Annotated in this window: 21 protein-coding genes; 18 read left to right on the forward strand and 3 right to left on the reverse strand. The window is 41.3% G+C overall.

Translation table 11 applies throughout. The annotated features are described in order from the left end of the window. Positions 1-697 precede the first annotated feature (697 nt). From H5201_RS13610 to H5201_RS13640, 7 genes are all read left to right on the forward strand, one after another. A complete protein-coding gene (locus H5201_RS13610; protein WP_182784849.1) occupies positions 698-1468 on the forward strand; it encodes a DUF3450 domain-containing protein in 771 nt (256 codons plus the stop codon). Between the two features lie 6 nt (positions 1469-1474). After that, on the forward strand, positions 1475-2839 hold the full coding sequence (locus H5201_RS13615; RefSeq protein ID WP_182784851.1) for a MotA/TolQ/ExbB proton channel family protein: 1365 nt from the start codon (positions 1475-1477) through the stop codon (positions 2837-2839). After that, a complete protein-coding gene (locus H5201_RS13620; RefSeq protein ID WP_145241564.1) occupies positions 2839-3363 on the forward strand; it encodes a MotA/TolQ/ExbB proton channel family protein in 525 nt (174 codons plus the stop codon). Before H5201_RS13615 ends, H5201_RS13620 begins: the two co-directional genes overlap by 1 nt. Positions 3364-3377: 14 nt before the next feature. After that, positions 3378-3782 carry a biopolymer transporter ExbD gene (locus tag H5201_RS13625; RefSeq protein WP_054205753.1) on the forward strand — a complete coding sequence of 135 codons (405 nt, stop codon included), beginning with the start codon at positions 3378-3380 and terminating at the stop codon, positions 3780-3782. Next, positions 3782-4399, forward strand: coding sequence for an energy transducer TonB (locus tag H5201_RS13630; protein ID WP_149982894.1), 618 nt, complete (start codon positions 3782-3784; stop codon positions 4397-4399). Before H5201_RS13625 ends, H5201_RS13630 begins: the two co-directional genes overlap by 1 nt. Before the next feature lie 11 nt (positions 4400-4410). Next, positions 4411-5670 carry a hypothetical protein gene (locus tag H5201_RS13635; protein ID WP_182717928.1) on the forward strand — a complete coding sequence of 420 codons (1260 nt, stop codon included), beginning with the start codon at positions 4411-4413 and terminating at the stop codon, positions 5668-5670. A 66-nt stretch (positions 5671-5736) separates the two neighbouring features. Further along, positions 5737-6786: a hypothetical protein gene (locus H5201_RS13640; RefSeq protein ID WP_182767892.1), complete on the forward strand. Its 1050-nt coding sequence runs from the start codon at positions 5737-5739 to the stop codon at positions 6784-6786. Between the two features lie 16 nt (positions 6787-6802). On the opposite strand, the gene H5201_RS13645 is transcribed toward H5201_RS13640, so the two are convergent. Beyond that, complete coding sequence (locus tag H5201_RS13645; RefSeq protein WP_149982897.1) at positions 6803-7147, reverse strand: TraR/DksA C4-type zinc finger protein; 345 nt, start codon at positions 7145-7147, stop codon at positions 6803-6805. A gap of 71 nt (positions 7148-7218) precedes the next feature. Beyond that, positions 7219-8175: a tRNA-dihydrouridine synthase gene (locus H5201_RS13650; protein WP_149982898.1), complete on the reverse strand. Its 957-nt coding sequence runs from the start codon at positions 8173-8175 to the stop codon at positions 7219-7221. Between the two features lie 214 nt (positions 8176-8389). On the opposite strand from H5201_RS13650, the gene H5201_RS13655 reads away from it, so the two are divergent. From H5201_RS13655 to H5201_RS13690, 9 genes are all read left to right on the forward strand, one after another. Next, positions 8390-8896 carry a hypothetical protein gene (locus H5201_RS13655; RefSeq protein ID WP_182784853.1) on the forward strand — a complete coding sequence of 169 codons (507 nt, stop codon included), beginning with the start codon at positions 8390-8392 and terminating at the stop codon, positions 8894-8896. A 117-nt stretch (positions 8897-9013) separates the two neighbouring features. Beyond that, positions 9014-9838, forward strand: coding sequence for a DUF692 domain-containing protein (locus H5201_RS13660; protein WP_149982972.1), 825 nt, complete (start codon positions 9014-9016; stop codon positions 9836-9838). Position 9839: 1 nt separating this feature from the next. Continuing rightward, positions 9840-10589, forward strand: coding sequence for a DUF2063 domain-containing protein (locus tag H5201_RS13665; protein WP_149982900.1), 750 nt, complete (start codon positions 9840-9842; stop codon positions 10587-10589). A gap of 73 nt (positions 10590-10662) precedes the next feature. Next, entirely contained in the window at positions 10663-10785 is a 123-nt protein-coding gene (locus tag H5201_RS23220) for a hypothetical protein (RefSeq protein ID WP_257325665.1), read from the forward strand. A 137-nt stretch (positions 10786-10922) separates the two neighbouring features. Continuing rightward, entirely contained in the window at positions 10923-11468 is a 546-nt protein-coding gene (gene apt, locus H5201_RS13670; protein ID WP_149982901.1) for an adenine phosphoribosyltransferase, read from the forward strand. A 3-nt stretch (positions 11469-11471) separates the two neighbouring features. Further along, positions 11472-13838: a DNA polymerase III subunit gamma/tau gene (dnaX, locus tag H5201_RS13675; RefSeq protein ID WP_182784855.1), complete on the forward strand. Its 2367-nt coding sequence runs from the start codon at positions 11472-11474 to the stop codon at positions 13836-13838. Positions 13839-13893: 55 nt separating this feature from the next. Beyond that, a complete protein-coding gene (locus H5201_RS13680) occupies positions 13894-14220 on the forward strand; it encodes a YbaB/EbfC family nucleoid-associated protein (RefSeq protein WP_149982903.1) in 327 nt (108 codons plus the stop codon). 8 nt (positions 14221-14228) lie between these two features. Then, a complete protein-coding gene (gene recR, locus H5201_RS13685) occupies positions 14229-14837 on the forward strand; it encodes a recombination mediator RecR (protein ID WP_149982904.1) in 609 nt (202 codons plus the stop codon). A gap of 170 nt (positions 14838-15007) precedes the next feature. Then, the gene (locus H5201_RS13690) at positions 15008-16909 is read left to right on the forward strand and encodes an MFS transporter (protein WP_182784857.1); all 1902 of its coding nucleotides are present in this window, start codon (positions 15008-15010) and stop codon (positions 16907-16909) included. 92 nt (positions 16910-17001) lie between these two features. Here H5201_RS13690 and H5201_RS13695 read toward each other — a convergent pair whose 3' ends face one another. Next, complete coding sequence (locus H5201_RS13695; protein WP_182740013.1) at positions 17002-17619, reverse strand: LysE family translocator; 618 nt, start codon at positions 17617-17619, stop codon at positions 17002-17004. 294 nt (positions 17620-17913) lie between these two features. On the opposite strand from H5201_RS13695, the gene H5201_RS13700 reads away from it, so the two are divergent. Both H5201_RS13700 and hda read left to right on the forward strand, forming a co-directional pair. Continuing rightward, positions 17914-18969, forward strand: a complete 1056-nt coding sequence (locus H5201_RS13700) for a DUF2066 domain-containing protein (RefSeq protein WP_149982907.1) — start codon at positions 17914-17916, stop codon at positions 18967-18969. Further along, positions 18969-19679 (forward strand): DnaA inactivator Hda, encoded by a 711-nt coding sequence (gene hda, locus H5201_RS13705; RefSeq protein WP_179959227.1) that lies wholly within the window; start codon positions 18969-18971, stop codon positions 19677-19679. Before H5201_RS13700 ends, hda begins: the two co-directional genes overlap by 1 nt. Positions 19680-19683 lie beyond the last annotated feature (4 nt).

Genomic DNA, 19683 nt, shown 5'->3' on the forward strand with positions numbered 1-19683 from the left:
TAACGATGATGTTTTTAATTAAATTAGTATTTAATTAGTATTTAATTAGTATTTAATTAGTATTTAATTAGATAGTGCTATTTTGCCTCTGATTGCTCATACATAAGTTTGGCACGTTAATAATCGGTATAAATAGGAACAGGGGATATCGCCTCAACATGTTTAATGTGATTATTTCTAATATCTTGATAACACTGGCAGTGACTCTTTGAGTCTTACAGAGAAAACAGGTATTACTTTAGGGCTTAATCATGCGTCACGCTTTCCTTTAAAAGGTCCAGTTGCTAATTTTTATATGCGATATATCCTAGGTTTGGCTGCATAAAAAGGCTTTTTTACTGAATGATTACGCTTATTCGAAATAATTATGAACTTTTTTTAACCCTCTTAGATTACACATAAAATGTTACATTTATGTTTTGTATTTCATGGCTGACGGTAGAACTGTTGTTAGGTAGCGGCTTTCATCCCAGCTGAAAACTCAATGGTGTTGCATTTATGTTAATCCTTTGTTTTTTGTGTTTTAGTTTGCAATGATTGAATTAATTTATTTCGATCTAATTCCAAACATCAAGTTGACAGCATGCATTGCATTTAGCATTATTGGAGGGTTGATATCTATTAAAAGATATCAGGGTTGTCTCCTTCGGGAGGTAATTAAATTATAAAAGTAACATTACTTAATTGGTTGGGAACTATGTCTGTTAAAATCAGAAAGAGTCTTGTAGCAACTGCGTTGGTTGGCGCTTTTGCATTCGCAAGCAGCAATGTGATTGCAGATCCTTTGAATGACGTGCAAAAAGCAGGTCTACAAATTCAAACGGCTGCGGTTAAGTCTCAAACTAAAATTGACAATGTATATGGTCAAACTCAAGAGCTATTAGCTGAGTACCGTAGCGTTGTTGATGAATCTGAGCTATTGAAAGTATACAACGATCACGTTGCACGTTTGGTCGCTGACCAAAATGCACAAATTGAATCGTTTGACCGTCAAATTGCTACGATCGACAACACAAAACAAAACGTTGTGCCTTTGATGTATCGCATGATCGATACGCTCGAGCAATTCATCAAAGCGGACGTTCCGTTTAACAGTGACAATCGTTTGGCGCGTGTTGAAAGATTACGTGAAACAATGGTTTCTTCTTCTGTAACGACTTCAGAGAAGTTCCGTCAAGTATTAGAAGCATACACAATTGAAGCTGCATACAGCTCTTTAGTTTCTGCTTCACAAGGTACTTTAGAAGTTGATGGCAAGAGCATTAACGTTGATTTCGGCCAACTTGGTCGTATCACTTACGTTGCTCAATCGTTTGACTTAAAGCACGCATGGGTATGGGATAACAACACTAAACAGTGGAAAGAATTAGGTGATGAATACCTAAAACCTGTTAAAGAAGTTATTCGTATGGCGCGTAAGCAAGCGACATTAGAACTTGTTAAACTACCAATCTTTGGCGCGGAGTAATCAATAATGAAGAAACTATTTAAAGGTTTTGCTGTTGCAGCAGTACTATCTGTTTCTGCAGGTACCGCGCTTAACGCACATGCAAATACTGATGCTTTAGATAAAATCCTTGAGCAAGTTAAGCAAGAGCGTATCTCTGAAGGCAAAATCAATAAGCAACGTGAGCAAGAGTTCTTATCAGATCGTGCTGATAAGCAAGCGTTACTTAATAAAGCGAAAAGCCAATTAGCTGCTGAAAAAGCACGTGGCGATAGCTTAACAAAGCAGTATGCACAAAACGAAAATACAATGAATGAGAAAGCAGCAGCTCTAGAAAGTGCACAAGGTACTTTAGGTGAGATGTTTGGTGTTGTACGTCGTGCTGCGCAAGATGCAATCGGTTCAATCGAAGCATCTCTTGTTTCTGCTGAAAAGCCAGGCCGTGCTGAAATCTTACGTTCATTAGCTGCTGCTAAAGAGTTACCAACAGTTCGTGAACTTGAAGAGCTTTGGATAGCGCTACAAACTGAAATGACTGAGTCAGCTAAAGTTTCTACTTTTGAAACTGAAGTTGCAGGTCTTGACGGTAACGCAACAGTTAAGAAAGTAACACGTATCGGTAACTTCAACTTAGTAACAGACGATGGCTACTTAATCTATTCGCCTGAAACTAAATCGATTCAGCCTTTAGGTAAACAACCTGATGGTTATATCCTTGCTGGTATTAAAGACTTAGAAAATACGTCTTCTGATAACTATGCTGGTGTATATGTGGATCCGACTCGTGGTGCTATCTTACGTATCAATACACAAAAAGCGACACTTGATGAATACTTCCACCAAGGTGGCGTAGTTGGTTACATCATCACTGCGTTATTAGGTTTAGGTATCTTAATCACACTAGTACGCTTTATTGACCTTACTCTTACTCGTAGTAAGATTAATAGTCAGCTTAAAAACGTGTCTACACCGAATACAAATAACCCATTGGGTCGTATTCTTAAAGTGTACCATGACAATAAAACACAAGATGTTGAAAACCTTGAGCTTAAACTTGATGAAGCGATTCTCCGTGAAACGCCACGCATTGAAGCTGGTATCAATATCATTAAAATCCTTGCTGCAATCGCGCCGTTACTTGGTCTACTAGGTACGGTAATCGGTATGATCTTAACGTTCCAAACAATCACATTGTTCGGTACAGGTGATCCGAAGATCATGGCAGGTAACATCTCTCTAGCACTTGTAACTACTGCGCTAGGTCTAATAGCTGCATTACCACTTATTCTTCTTCACGCTGTTGTTGCGGGTCGTAGTAAGTCGGTATTACACATCCTCGATGAGCAAAGCGCAGGTATTATTGCTACTCACGCGGAGAAGGAGAAAGCCTAATGCTAGTCCTGATGGAGATCTGGGAATCTATCAGGGATTTTGTTGGCACAGGCGGCCAGGTTTTATACGTGGTCGCGATAGCACTCTTTCTTATGTGGGTTTTAATGATTGAGCGCTATTGGTTCCTACTTGCAGAATTTCCTCGTTTATCGTCGGAAATTGTAGCAAAGTGGGATGCCCGCCAAGACACTACGTCTTGGTACGCACACAGAATCCGTGAAGCATGGATTTCTGAAGCGTCTGAAAAATTAGATCAGCGTATGTTGTTGATTAAAACATTAGTAGCTGTTTGTCCTTTAATTGGCTTACTTGGTACAGTAACAGGCATGATCGCGGTTTTTGAAACCATGGCAAGCCAAGGTACAGGTAATGCACGTTTAATGGCATCAGGTATTTCAATGGCAACAATCCCAACAATGGCTGGAATGGTTGCGGCATTATCTGGAGTATTCTTTAGCTCACGCCTTGAGGCAAGAGCGAGAATGGTGAAAGCCAAGCTTGTTGATAGTATGCCTCATCACTAGAGAGAGAATTAAATATGGCACGTAAACAACGTTTTCGTGAAGAAGAAGATGCAACGGTAGATATGACACCGATGCTTGACATCGTATTTATCATGCTTATTTTCTTTATCGTAACTACATCGTTCGTTAAAGAGGCTGGTATCGAGGTCAATAAACCAAAAGCGGCCCAAGCTACGAAGCAAAAAAATGCTAACATTTTTATTGCAATTCGTGACAACGGCGAAATCTGGATTGATAAACAGCAAGTTGATGTTGAACGTGTTTCAGCAAAAATCGAAAGTTTATTAGCAGAACAACCTACTGAAGTTGTAATTTTGCAAGCTGATAAAGATGCAAAACACGGCGTAGTGGTTAAAGTTATGGACCAGATCAAAGCGACGGGCGACAACCTGAGAATTTCAATAGCTGGAGATCAGTAATGATTCGTTTTCTGTTTTCACTGATTGCAGGTGGGGCAGTTACTTTCGGCTTGTTCTACTTCATGGCCTTCCTCATCTCTGGTGGGGCTGACCGTAATACGGAACAAAAAGAGCAGATCATAGTCGAAATTATGACGAATCCGCCTGAATCTAAGGTGCAGGAACGGAAGCGAGTACCGCCTCCGCCGCCTCCACCGCCAAAGCAGCCGCCTAAACCGCAGCCGCCACAGCCGGAAAATAACAACCCAAATCCAGGTGCTATGTCATTTAACATGCCAAGCATTGATGTGGGAAGTTCGGCAGGTGGTCTAAGTGGTCCAGGGGCATTCGGACGAGACGGTGATGCGACACCAATCGTTCGTATTGAACCAAAATATCCAACACAAGCAGCACGTGATGGCAAAGAAGGTTGGGTACAACTTTCATTCTCAATCGATGAATTGGGTGGGGTTACTGATGTTGAAGTAATTGACGCAGACCCTAAACGTATTTTCGATAGAGAAGCTAAACGCGCCTTGAGCAAGTGGAAATACCGTCCTAAAATTATTGACGGTAAGCCACAAAAGCAAGTTGGTTTACAAGTTCAGCTAGACTTTAAAATTAACCAAGGCAATTAAGGAGGCAAGTAATGAGAAATTTATCTAAAGTAACAGCACTTGCGGTACTTATGTCTTTCTCGGGTGCAGTATTTACTGCACCGGTTCTAGCAGCGCCAGATCCCGCGAAAATTGAAGCGCGGAAGAAAGCAAAAACTAGGATCATGGGTGAGCGCACTGGTAAAAAAGTTATAAAAGCGTTTGACTTGTATAACGAAGAAAAGCTTGATGAAGCTATCGCCATGTTGAAAGAAATCGATGCTTCTGATGATTTCGACAAAGCAACAGTTAACCGCTATTTAGGTAGCATGTATGGCCAGAAAGAGCAGTACAAAACTGCGATTGGTTACTTAAAATTAGCTGTTGCCCCTGATGTGTTAAACTTTGCCGATCAAGAACAAAGTTTAAAAACATTAGGCGATATGTATGCTGGTACTGAGCAGTATGAAAAAGCCAAAGATGCTTATGTTGCATGGATGGACTTTACTGGTGAAGAAGATGCAACGGTTTATACTCGTATAGCCCAAGCTAACTATCAGTTAGGTAAATTCCGTGATGTTTTTACACCAGCTGAGAAAGCAATTAAACTTCAAAAAGAGCCTAACAAAGGCCCTTACCAATTAAAATTAGGTTCTTACTTTGAGCTTAAAGACTATAAAAATATGGTCAAAGTTGGTGAAGAAATTGTTCGTATCTGGCCAGATGATAAAAAAGCATGGGTAAGCTTAGGTAAATACTACCTTCAGACGGAAGACTATAAAACTGGTCTTGCAACGATGGAAGTAGCTTACAAAAATGGTTATTTTGAAACTGAAGTTGATTATAAAGTTTTGTCTAACTTTTATTCATTGAATGAAATTCCTTATAAAGCCGCTAAGGTTTTAGAGAAGTCTATCAATGATAAAATTGTTAAGCGTAATAAACAAAATATCAGCGCAGTAGCCAGTAACTATCATCGCTCAAAAGATATTGAAAAAGCAGCTAAGTACTATGAAGAAGCGGCTAAATTTGATGACGATGCTGAGCTTTATCGCAAAGCAGGTTCATTACTTTTACAATCGCAAAATTATAGTGCTGCCGTTGTTCGTTTGAACAAGGCGCTTGAATTAGGTTCTGATAAGACAGGAACTATTTATTCAGATTTAGCGGAAGCTTATTACTATCAAGAAAAGTATAAGCAAGCTTATGCTGCAATTACTAAAGCAATGGATGACCCTCGCACGCGTAAGTTTGCAAAAGGTTGGTCTGTATTTATTAAAGATAAAGCCGCTCGCAACGGTGTTAAGATTTAACTTTAATTCGCTATAGCAATTTATAAAAAGCCCCTATGGGGCTTTTTTTATTGGATTTAACTCATTATGAAACACCTAATATGGATATGCTTCTCAGCGCTTTTCTTGAGCGCATGTGGTGATACGAATAATCAGTATCAAAGTAAAGAGCAAGCTCAGCAAGCATTGCAAACACTAAATCAATTTTTAAGACCAACAGGTGAAATTAAACAAGTTAACGAGCAACAGTTTCCATTTAGTGATGCATATTTGAAAGAGCGTCACAGCATATATCAAGCCATGCAAACCTTAGACTTCACTCCTGTCGCGCAGAGTTCATTGGATTATCTTATTATTGCAGAGCGCTTTCCGGAGCGCTATTTTACATGGCCGGTGTATATTCCTGTGCTTGATAATATGCTTGCCTATAACCAACAACACGACATTACTGCAAACATAAACAATTGGCTCAGTTTTACTCAGCAGCAGTTGGTGCTTGCTAAAGAGAGTAAACTTAGACTCAACTCAATTGAGCTTAATGCGTTACAAACGCAGGTAACTAAGAATCTTACTCGCGTTGATCTTCCAGCAAACATTAAACACACTCTCAACGAGTTTAATGAGTATTTAGCGCTCTATACACCCCGTGGAAGTGTTGGTTTACATGGCTTATCAAATGGTGGGTCTTGGTATCAAAGTAAGTTAAATTACTTCTCAGGCACTACTAAAGCACCAATAAATTGGCTAGTTGCAGTGCAATCTCAGTTGAAGGAAATGCAGCAAGGGGTATACTCTATGCGTTTTGCAGTTGATCATCAGCACTCAGTCCTTGAGCAGCGTTTTGCATTGTCTAAAGATAAGCAAGTTGGCTTTGATTGGGCGCAAAATTACTTGAGCTTAAGGGGTTATGCAGGGCAAGCTGCAACACAGATAAGTAATCAAGAGCGTACTTTCTGGTTAGCTATGATGGAAACCGATCTTGGCATCCATTACCATGCTTGGACTGTGCAACAAGCGAAAGTTAATTTACTGAAACGATTAAAAATGACGCCACAACAAGTCGATTATTTAGTGGCTGATATCATTTTTTATCCGGCGCAAAGTTTTGCGTTCGCAACACTTTTAACAACTTCGTAAGCTCGCTTGCTGATTTTTATGACCTTGGCTCGCAGTTGCCGCAGCGCTGCGCTGTTGGATCGGCATTTAGCCGTTGCGAGTCAATTTTTTCTTCACAGTCACAGCAATAACCATATTGGCCGATATCGATTTGACAGACTGCCGCTTCAAGTTGTTCTAAGCGTACTATGATATCTTTATATTCAGTGCCAAGTTGCTTCTGCGTAAGCTCTAACCATTGTTCAGGGTTATTTTTGCGCAAGGTTTCAGCTAGCGAGTGATGCAGTAGGTTACATGAACTTGATAGTGTCGTAAGCAAGCACAGCCTTACTTGCTCTAACTCTGTATTAAGTTGTTGAAGGTGATATTGAGCATTGATCATTGTCATTGTCCTCGTTGAGCAATGCTGCAGTATTCATTAATTTAAAAAAGCCGACTATGATGTGTGTCAAATTAAGGTGCGATAGCGTATTTTTTCAAAACATCGGCAACATCTTCTTTTGTTTTAAGGCGTCTGATCTCATCAAACAAAATATCGGCCTGGCTATATTGGCGTTTTAAATAGCCCAGCCACTGCTTAGTACGAGAAGCAAAATACTTTTCATCTTTCGCGGGGTCATGATGTATGGCTGAATGGATCAGATGATAGAGAATATGCTCCCACTTTAAGCCAACATAGTGCTCATCATTAAAGTGTGCTTTTATTTTGCGTGCTAAATCAGGATGCGACAGTGCACCGCGACCAAGCATTAAGTCTTTACAACTACTACGTTGCTGGCAAAGTAGTGCATCTTCTACTTGCCAAATTTCACCATTTGCGACTACGGCGATGTTTTTATCTTTGATCAGTGGTGGAATTTTCTCCCAATAAGCGGGCGGGTTATAACCGTCTCGCTTTGTACGGGCATGTATAGCAATACTATTGGCACCGGCACTAACAACGGCATCAACAATTTCTTGACTGTTACTGTCATCATCAAAACCTAAACGAATTTTAGCGCTTACTTGATGCTCGCTTGGCACGGCATCACGGACTGCTTTAATGATTTCATACATGTGTTCAGGGTCTTTTAACAGCACAGCGCCACCTTTACTGCGATTGACTGTTTTCGCAGGGCAACCAAAATTAAGATCAACGCCGTGAGAGCCAAGCTCAATTACCCTGACAGCGTTTTCAGCTAATGCGTGTGCGACTTGGCCAAGTAATTGGATACGCACAGGAGTGCCAGAACGCGTTAAACCGTTATTATTTAGCTCTGGGCAATAGCGATGAAATACTTTATCAGGCAAGCAGGCATCGATAACACGTACAAATTCAGTGACGCATAAATCAAAACCACCAATTTCGGTGAGTAGTTGGCGCATTTTAAAATCGACAACCCCTTCCATAGGCGCTAAAACTAATTTCATGATAGGGGCACTTTGACTTGATAAAAGGAGACGTAGTTTACCTGTAAATATAACATTGATAAATGCCAATTTTACTCCCATAGTTAACTTCAATTGTTCACTCTTTTGTAGCGTTATTGTAACTAACAAATAAAAAGTTGCGATTAAGTGAAATATTATTTTTGTAGCAAGGTCTACTTAGTACACCCCTTACATGTTTAGAGAGAGTCATAAAATGAATACACTTAAAAAAAATTCAATTGCGTTAACATTAGGCGCGGTAGTTGTAGGCAGCACAAGTTTTATTTCTGCAGATGTTCAAGCGAATCCATTTGAATTTCAACAAATGGTAACGGGCTACCAAGTCGATGCTACAGAAGGTAAATGTGGCGAAGGTAAATGCGGTGGAGATGCTAAAACTAAAGACGACAAAGCTAAAAAAGAAGGTAAGTGCGGCGAAGGCAAATGTGGTGGCGATGCCAAACACGACAAAGCTAAAAAAGAAGGTAAGTGCGGCGAAGGCAAATGCGGTGGCGATGTTAAACATGACAAAGCTAACAAAGAAGGCAAGTGCGGCGAAGGCAAATGTGGCGGCGATGCTAAACACGATAAAGCTAAAAAAGAAGGCAAGTGCGGCGAAGGCAAATGTGGTGGCGACGCTAAAAACGACAAAGCTAACAAAGAAGGCAAGTGCGGCGGTGATGCTAAAGCTAACAAAGAAGGCAAATGCGGTAGCCATTAATTAGATAAGTTATGTAACCTGCACTTTAGTTAAGTAGTTTGTTTATAAAAGGGCCGCATTGTGGCCCTTTTAAATGAAGGAGTGGATATGACTGTATCTAGTAACAGTGAATTTGGCATGGTAGGGCTTGGGCTGCGCAGAGAAATGCTCGATGAATTATTGACGCAGATACCAAAGCAAATTGATTTTATGGAAGTGGCGCCTGAGAACTGGTTAAAACTCGGTGGTCGCTTTGCTAAGCAGTTTAAGTCACTGACCGATACAAATAATTTTGTTTGTCATGGCTTGTCATTGTCGATCGGCTCACCTGAACCGTTAGATATTGAATTTGTTAAATCCTTAAAAGTCTTTTTCAAAGCACATAACGTTAAGCTTTTTAGTGAGCACCTTAGTTATTGTTCCGGCAACGGCCACATGTATGATCTGATGCCGATCCCATTTACTGAAGCTGCGATTGCCCATGTTGTTGGGCGGATAAAACAGGTGCAAGATATTCTCGAACAGCAAATAGCTATCGAAAATGTGTCTTATTATGCCGCACCTGGTCAGCAAATGAGCGAGTTAGAATTTACCACTGAAATATTACAGCAAGCTGATTGTAAGTTATTACTCGATGTAAATAATATTTATGTGAATTCGATAAATCATGGTTATGATGCAGAGCATTTTTTAGCTAGCTTGCCATCGCAACGTATAGCGTATGGTCATGTCGCAGGGCATTTCAACGAGGCGGATGATTTACTTATTGATACTCACGGTGCTGACGTGATTGACCCTGTTTGGCAATTACTTGACCGTGCTTATCAACATCATGGGGTGTTTGCGACTTTATTGGAACGTGATTTTAATATTCCAGCTATCGCTGAGCTTACCAAAGAGCTGGATATAATTCATCAACTACAAGCCAAGCACGCAATAATACAGCGAAAAGAAAGTGCCTGATATGAATTTTATTGAAACCCAACAAGCGTTTATGGCGCATATTCGAGCGCCAGATACACAACCAAAGCCCGATGACATTGAAGAACGTCGTATGGCGATCTACCGTGATTTATTTTTCAATAATATCAATGGCTTTATTTCCTCAGCATTTCCGGTTCTGAAAACACTCTACAGCGATAACAATTGGTTAAGATTAGTTCGCCAATTTTTTGCTGAACACGATTGTCAATCACCTTATTTTTTGGATATTGCTGGTGAGTTTATTGCGTATTTAAGTAGTGATTACCAATTGCAAGAAATTGATCCCCCCTTTATGCTTGAGCTTGCTCATTATGAATGGATTGAGCTTGATGTCTCGGTTGCGCATGCGGATCCAACTGATTGCATCATTAATGCACCGCTGAGTAATGTGCCTCTTTATATGGGTAGTTGCGCGCGAAATTTAAGTTATCAGTTTGCTGTACAGCATATTAGTGTTGATTTTCAACCACAGCAGCCTAGTGAACAGCCTCATTATTTTGTGGTGTATCGCGATACCGACGACGAAGTACAATTTCTTGCTACCAATGCAATGACCGCATTATTACTGGCGATTATAGATACAACACCGAGTATCAAATTAGCTTCGTTGGTGGAGCAAGTTGCTTTACAAGCGCCGCAATTTACTACAGAACAGCTTGTGCAAGGTGCTACAGCAACATTACATGCAATGGCAGAGCGTGGCGTTATCGTGACAAAAAATCACCCTTAAAGTCTTTATTGATTATTTTACATCGTCTATTATGTGCGCCTTAATTCGTCGCGCTTAATAAAAGGTAGTACCTATGTCAGAAGATAAAGATTTTAAAGATCCGTTTAATGCAATGTATTTTCTTGCATTCTTAGCTGTGTTTGCAGGAATTGGCTGTTTAAATGCAATCCTAGGCTGGATCACCACAGTCTCTTAATTTAGCACTGCTAAATTATAATAAGGCTGTATATAGTGCAGTCTTATTACTTAATTATTTAACTTCTTACCGACAACTCATTTTTGTGATGTTATAATTGTCTGCTTTGTAATATTACAGATAAAACAGTTTAAATTATGACTCAAGTAACTCCATCTATCATTAAAGATAGCATAACTACTATTGCAGATTACCCTAAAGCAGGCATTATGTTCCGTGATGTAACTACGCTAATGGCTAATCCCGCTGCATTTCAAGCAACAATTAATGCATTTATTTCAGCTTATAAAGATCAAGGTTTTACCAAGATTATAGGTACTGAATCACGTGGTTTTATCTTCGGTGCACCGCTTTCATATGCATTAGGTATTCCTTTTATTCCAGTGCGTAAACCGGGTAAACTGCCACGTGCAGTGATCTCTCAAGATTACCAGCTAGAATATGGTGAAGATGTATTAGAGCTGCATACAGATGCCATTGTCCCAGGTGACAAAGTGCTTTTAGTAGATGACTTGTTGGCAACCGGCGGTACCATTGAAGCGACCGCTAAATTAGTCAATAAGTTGGGTGGTCATGCGACAGATGCAGCATTTGTAGTCTCTTTACCAGAACTAGGTGGCGAGCAACGCATTGCAAAAATGGGGATTAAAATCCTGAAATTGGTTGAATTCGAAGGCGAATAATTAATGAGTTATCAAGTCCTAGCGAGAAAATGGCGTCCACAGACCTTTCATGAATTGGTCGGTCAGTCCCATGTGAAACAAGCGCTTATTAATGCTTTAACACAAAACAGACTGCATCACGCTTATTTGTTCACTGGGACTCGCGGGGTGGGTAAAACCACCATCGCACGTATTTTTGCAAAAAGCTTAAATTGTGATGAAGGCATTTCGGCGCAACCGTGTGGCAAGTGTAGCAGCTGTATAGATATCGAAACTGGTCGTTATATTGACTTACTTGAGATAGATGCCGCATCGCGCACTAAAGTTGAAGATACCCGTGAGATATTGGATAACGTGCAGTACGCGCCAACTCGCGGTCGCTACAAAGTGTACCTGATCGATGAAGTACACATGCTTTCAAAGCATAGTTTTAATGCATTATTAAAAACCTTGGAAGAGCCGCCTGAGCACGTTAAGTTTTTATTAGCGACGACGGATCCACAGAAACTGCCTGTCACCATTTTATCGCGTTGTTTGCAGTTTAATCTTAATGCGTTATCGCAACCTGAAATACTCCAACAACTTGAATATGTGTTAGGTGAAGAAAAATTAAGTTTTGAAACTCAAGCCCTGCAAATTATCGCCAAAGCTGCTGATGGCAGTATGCGTGATGCATTGAGTTTAACTGATCAAGCGATTGCTCAAACGAATGGTGATATTAAGCATCAAGCGGTGCAAGCAATGCTAGGGTTGATGGACAACCATTATAGCCAGCACTTGCTGGTTGCATTATTAGCCCAAGACGGCCATGCATTGATGGCGCAAATCGAGCAAGTTGCCACCCAAAACCCAAATTATATTGCTTTGTTAGATGATCTAATTGGCCTTACACATTTAGCACAATTAACCCAATTAGTGCCCGATGCCGCCAAGTTAGATGAATATAATCGCGAGTTTATTAATGAAGTAGCAAAGAGCTGCGATTCACAACAAATCCAAATTTATTATCAATTACTGCTTAATGGCAAAAAAGACTTACAATGGGCGCCAGAGCCTCGTTTAGGTTTTGAAATGGTTATGCTGCGCTTACTGGCATTTCAACCAGTTGATAGCCAAATGCTTGCAAGTACTGCGGCGCAGGCACCAGCGGCCGATAACAACCGGTCTCGCTCAGCAGCATTGAGAGATATTCTCAATAAAAATAAGCCTGCAACACCACAGCCTGTTGATAACCAAGTATCATTGCCTCAAGCTGCACCGCTAAAAACGGCCGTGAGTGCGCCTGAACAAGTCGTTGCAACAACTGAACACTCTGTAACCGGTGAGCAAACAGCACCTGTCGATACGCAGTCAACTGTTACTACTGCACCACATACAAATTCGGGAATTATGCACGAAGCCGCGCATGGTAATGAGCATGATTCAGATGCTGAGCTTGAGCAACAATTAGTATCCCAATATGATGAGGTAATGAATAACGCAGTGGAGCAGGGCTTTCATAGTGGCTTTGAGCATGCGCCAGAACAATCTTTGCCTGAGCATCAATATAGCGCAGAGCAAACCGCTCCAGCACAAAATAACAGCTCATTCTCTGACTATTCAGATACCACAGATATTAGCCAAAAAGAAGCACAAGCGCAGTCTGCAATTGCACGTATTTTACGAGATAGAAATATTTCCGGTGCAGGTACGCTCTCTGGTGGTAAAACACCTGTGGCGCCATCAACGAATAAACCAGCTGCGGTTGAGCGCGGTACTGCGGTAAAAAAGTCACAGCCCCAGATAACGGGGGCAAGTAGTCAGCCTGAGACTGATGGTTACACGCCGAATATCGCCGCAAATAAGCGTGTGAAACCTGACTTTAAAGAAAAACATCAGACTATTACTGAGAATTTAGCACCGGAATTGCTAGAGCAAATTAATCCACAAAAAGTAGTTGCTGCACCTGAGCCTGAAATAAACATTCAAATACCGGATGATTTTCAAAGCCCGATCAGCGATATTCGTTTTGCACATCAACAAGATGAGTGGGCATACTTAATTAAGCGGATGGGACTTGGCGGGCGGATGCGTCAATTTGCTTTGCATTCAATTTATTCAAAGCAACAACAACAGCTGCACTTAGAAGTGGATGAATCGCAAAAACATCTCGATACCCCGATGTTAAGGCAAAAGCTTAGTGCAGCGCTGGCCAGTATTTACGGGCATAATGTTGAGCTGACAATCAATTTTGCCCCTGGGGTGATAGATTCGCCTTACTTAATTCAGCAAAAGATCGATGCAGGGCGCCATCAGCAAGCAATCGATGTGATCAACGGTGATGAAAATATCGTACAGTTACAGCAGCTATTTTCTGCAATTATCGATGAAAACAGTATTCAGGCATTGTAATTCATTGCAATAGCCCTTATCTTCATGGCAATTAGAAATAGAAAGAGAGAAAGTTATGTTTAAAGGTGGAATGGGTAACATGATGAAGCAAGCGCAGCAAATGCAAGAGCGCATGCAAAAAGCCCAAGACGAAATTGCTCACTTAGAAGTGGTTGGTGAAGCAGGTGCTGGTTTAGTTAAAGTAACCATGCTTGGAAACCATAATGTTCGCCGTGTTGAACTTGATGAAAGTTTAATGGAAGACGAAAAAGATCTTATTGAAGACTTACTTGCCGCTGCGTGTAATGACGCAGTACGCCGTGTAGCAGAAGAAACACAAGAGCGCATGGGTAAAGTAACTGGCGGTATGCAATTACCACCAGGTATGAAAATGCCGTTTTAAGATAAAACATGCAACTTTCAGAGAGTTTAAACCAGCTGATCGAAGCACTACGCTGTCAGCCCGGCATAGGCCCAAAGTCAGCGCAGCGCATCGCGTTTCATCTGCTTGAGCGCGACCGTAAAGGGGGCACTCAGCTTGGTAATGCACTTATCAAGGCGATGACTGCAATAGGACACTGTCAATCGTGTCGTACTTTTGCAGAGCAGCCGCAGTGTGAAATCTGTTTAAGCCCCAAACGTCAAGATAGCGGAATTTTATGTGTGGTTGAATCACCTACCGATGTGTTGGCGATTGAACAAACTGGCCAGTATAAAGGTTTGTACTTTGTATTGATGGGACATTTATCACCTATCGATGGTATTGGTCCAAATGAAATTGGCCTTGATATTCTTGAAAGTAAGTTGCAACAAGGTGGGATAAACGAGGTTATATTAGCGACCAACCCTACAGTTGAAGGGGAAACTACAGCGCATTATATTGCCCAGCTTTGTCACCGTTATAAAGTTGATGCATCGCGGATAGCCCATGGTATTCCGGTCGGTGGCGAACTTGATTTGCTCGATGGCATGACATTAATGCATGCATTTAGTGGCCGACGAGTGGTTAGTCAAAATTAGCTCTTAGAAGCGCATTAATTTAAAACCTGCATTAACGTCTGTTATGCAGGTTTTTTGTTTTTATACCTTGGTGGTAAAAGTTTGATCGTAATTTATCCAATAACTGGGTAATCTATTTTTAGTAGCTGGAGTCTCTTTTTCACCAGTTTGGTTAATTTGTAAGGATCACAATGCAAGATAATAAAAAACATCAGCGTGCTTTACTAAAGAGTAAGCGCTTTCTACCGCTTTTTGTCACCCAGTTTTTCTCTGCGTTAAATGATAATATTTATAAACAAGCGGTGCTACTGTTATTGATTTTTCAAACGGCAAATGTTGCCGATGGCGCTTTTTATGCTAACTTAGCGGCAGGCTTATTTATTCTACCGTTCTTTTTATTTTCAGGGATGGCGGGACAAATTGCTGAAAAAAAGGAAAAGTCAAAATTAATCCGCACCGTAAAACTTGCCGAAATTCCGATTATGCTAGTAGGCGCTGTTGCCATTTCAACGCAATCTGTTTGGTTGATGTTAACCACGGTATTCTTAACAGGGTTACAAAGTACCTTTTTTGGCCCGCTAAAATATTCCATTTTACCGCAGCACGTGGCAGCAGATGAATTAACCAAAGCCAATGGCCTTGTTGAATCTGCGACATTTGTGGCTATATTGATTGGCACAACGTTTGGCACGTATTACATTACCCAAACGGTGGGGCCAACGGTCATCTGTGTGGCAATTATAAGCCTTGCGATTATTGGTTATTTGAGTAGTCGCTCTATTCCAATTAGTGCCGCGAATGATCCTAATTTAGTGTTTACTTTTAATATTTTCTCATCCACCAAAAGCCTATTTAGGGTACTTAATTCACAAACTGAGTCGGTCGGAAAGTCGGTACTTGGTATCAGTTGGTTTTGGTTTATAGGGGCGATTATTTTAACGGCGCTACCAAATTATGTGAAATATGTCATGGTTGGCGATGAGCTGGTCGTCACCAGCGCTTTGGTGGTATTTTCATTGAGCATCGCAATAGGCTCGCTGTTGTGTGAAAAGTTGTCTCGCTCGCGGATAGAATTAGGTATTGTGCCATTTGGCGCGTTGTTGATCACATTATTTTTGTACTTACTGAGCCAAGAGCCTGCAATGAACTTTTACCAGCTACCAAGCGAAGAATTATTTACACTTTCACAAATACTGCATACTGGTGACATGTATTGGCATTTTATTTGGATGGCCGGCATTGGCATTGCCTCTGGTTTTTATACTGTGCCATTGTACGCTTTGATCCAACAACGCACCGTCGAATCAAGCCGTTCACGCATCATCGCCGCTAATAATGTGTTAAATGCGTTGTTTATGGTCGCCAGTGCGGTGTTAAGTATTGTAACGCTATCTATATTTGCATGGACGATCCCACAGTTATTCTTGTTACTGGCAGGATTAAATTTACTGATCTCTGTGTATATTTATACCAAGGTGCCAGAGTTCTTCTTACGCTTTGTTATTTATTTATTGACCATTTGTATGTATCGAGTGCGTACCAAAGGGGAGCATAATATTCCTAGTGAAGGCGCAGCAGTATTGGTGAGTAATCACGTCAGCTTTGTTGATTGGATGTTTATTTTAGCGGCATCACCAAGGCCTATTCGATTTATGGTATTTGCCCCCATTTATTATTCTCCCGCGTTGCATTGGTTATTTAAAATGGCCAAAGCTATCCCAATTGACAGTGAAAAATCTAATCCGCAGGCGTTTCAAGAAGCATTTGATGAGGTTGCTAAAGCATTAGATAACGGTGAGTTAGTGGGTATTTTCCCTGAAGGGAGGCTAACTGGCGATGGTTCGATTGATATTTTCCGCCGTGGTATTGAACGTATTATACAGCGTTCACCGGTGGCCGTTATACCTGTTCATCTAGGCGGGTTATGGGGCAGCATGTTTAGTCGTAAAGCAAAATGGCGACTTCCACGACTGAAATGGTCGCTGGTCGCTGTGACTGTTGGCGAGCCTATTGCTGCCAATGCAGTCACTGCAGATGAATTGCGTGAGCGAGTGATTGCCTTAAAAGAGCAGTATGAAAAAGGTGCTGTTTAATAGCGATTAAACGCTGATGTAACAGAGATGTAAATTTAGCGCGCAATATTCAGTCGTGAATATTGCGCGTGAGTCGTGTGCTTAGTTGGCCGCTAACTAACTGCTAACCAAATACCAACCGCGACCATCAAACTACCAGCGATGCGGTTCATCCACTTGATATTGTCACCTTGGTTTAAAAACAGCCGTAAACTTTTACCGCCAGTGGCATAGAGCATCATGCAAGTGAACTCGCTGAGCATAATGATGGCGACTAACATACTCAATTGTGGCGCAATCGCGTAGTCAATATTTATAAATGGGGGTAGCAGGGAAATCATAAACGCCCAGCCTTTAGGGTTGGCAATCGCGGTGATAAAGCCTTGTGAGAATAGTGCTTGGCGAGATACTTTTAATTTACTGTCTGCGCCTAATTTGATGGTTGCTTTTGCTCGCCACATTGAAATGCCAATGTAGACTAAATAACCTGCACCGAGCCATTTTAATACGTTAAATAGTGTCGGGTAGTTGAGCATAATACTTGCCACCCCTGCGACTGCTGCAACAGCCACAATAGCAACGCCAAGTAATTCGCCAATCATCATCCACATAGTTCTGCGCACGCCAATACTCATTCCTAAGGTCATGGCTAAAGTCATACACATCCCAGGTGTAATAGAGACAAAAAAGAAGGTGGGTATAAATACCCCCAGCACTGCGAAGTCGAGCATGTAAGCATCCGTTAGTTGCTGCAATAGAATGCGCAATAGTAATGGTTTTCGAAAGCGTTAGAAACCAATTTGGGATAGTTAAGCGCAATTATGAGATTGTTAGCACCCGCGATAAAGCTCCGGTTTATCACTTATTCGTAAGCTAATTGCGATCCTTATAGAGGATGCCGCTGTGATCTTCTGTGTATTGATTACAAACACTTATTTGTAAGTGGGTTTTAACAAATATATTTTTGCTTTGTTGGGTGCTTTGAATTAGGATCAAATCAGTTTAAAACCAAGAACTAATGCCCTGTGTCTAGATTATTTATTGCTATTACCACCATTTTCCTAAGTTTCACTGCAACTGCGGTTGAAGTTACTGATCTATATCAGGACGTATTAAAAGTATCTGACAAATCTCGCGATGCTCGACTCAGCGCCAGCCGCGAAGCGTTGCTAAATGTACTGGTTAAGGTCAGTGGCGATCCAAATGCTGACAAAAACCCAACGGCTCAGCGACGTAGTAAAGATATATCAGATTACATGCTCAAATTTGAATACGACGAAAAAGCCAATGGTCAGCTTAACCTCGTGGTTAAATTTGAAGCAAACAAAATCAACGCACTCGTCAAAGAACTTAATTTACCATTGTGGGGGACGCGTCGTCCGCTGGTGGCTATTTGGCTTGCCATTGAAGATAACTGGCGTCGCGAACTTGTTACCCAAGAAAGCTATCCGCAGTTAGAGCAACTAATTTATAGCACCGCAGCGCGACGTGGTTTGCCTGTCGTGGTGCCATTACTTGATTTACAAGACCGTGCATTAGTGGGAATACCTGAAGTGTGGGGAAATTTCTCTACGCCAGTCGAGCAGGCATCAAGCCGCTATAGTGCAGAGCGCAGTATTACCGCGCGTTTATACAAACAACCTGACAGTGAGGTTTGGCTGTTGGATTGGCGTTTTACTAACGATGAGCTGTTTGAAGCAAACAGAGTAACCGGTGATAAACAACAAGCCATAGCCTTAATGATTGACAGTTTAGCGGCAGGCTTGGCCAATGAATATGCGGTTGATCCAAATTCTACAACGCAACTTGCCCAAGCGGTGTTTAAATTAAAAGGCACCACTAACTTTGTCGATATAGAGCTTGCTAAACGTCAGCTACAGAGCTTAAGCGTGGTTACCCAAGTGACAATTCGTGCTCGTACCGCTGATATGGTTAGTTTTGCGATAAATCATACTGGCAGTATGCATGATTTACAAAAAGCCTTAGAGCTCGACCGCGCTTTTCAACCCTTTGTTGACCCTCGTGCGTTTTATCCTGTGACAGCGCAAGACGATTTAGAATATCAATGGGTTGGTTTGTAATGCCGGCAATGGAGCCGGTGCAAATGGCATTGCCGGTGACGTTACCGGATGATGAAACGTTTGCCTCTTATTTTGGTGGTGAAAATTCACTGGAAGTGAGTCATTTAAAAAATGCCTTTAAAAGTTTAGCAACCACTTTTCAATATACTTATTTGTGTGGTTTAGGGGATTCAGGTAAATCGCATTTACTGTATGCAACCTGTATTCATGCTCAAGAGCATGGTTTATCAACTATGCTGCTATCAATGCGCGAAGTGATTGATTTTGGTCCTATGGTGCTCGATGGCTTAGATGCCCTTGATGTGCTGTGTATTGATGACGTGCATTTAGTAGCAGGTAACGATGCGTGGGAAAAAGCGTTGTTTAATTTTTTTAACCGTTTTAACGAACCGGGTAAGTGCTTGGTAGTGACAGCGGATCTGTTACCAGACATGCTAAATATTAGCCTGCCGGATCTTGAGTCACGATTAAAATGGGGTACGACATTTCAAATCCGTTCTATGAGTGATGATGACAAAGCCGAAGCCTTAGTAAAGCGTGCCAATATGCGCGGCTTAGAGCTCAGTGATGAATGTGCGCGCTTTTTATTAACGCGTTTGAGTCGTGATATGCGTGCGCTACTTGATGTGCTTGATAAACTTGACCATGCATCGATGGCTGCACAACGTAAATTGACAATTCCTTTCATAAAATCCACTCTAAAACTCTAGTTTT

The organism is Pseudoalteromonas sp. SG43-6 (genome assembly GCF_014164365.1).
GTDB lineage: Bacteria > Pseudomonadota > Gammaproteobacteria > Enterobacterales > Alteromonadaceae > Pseudoalteromonas > Pseudoalteromonas rhizosphaerae.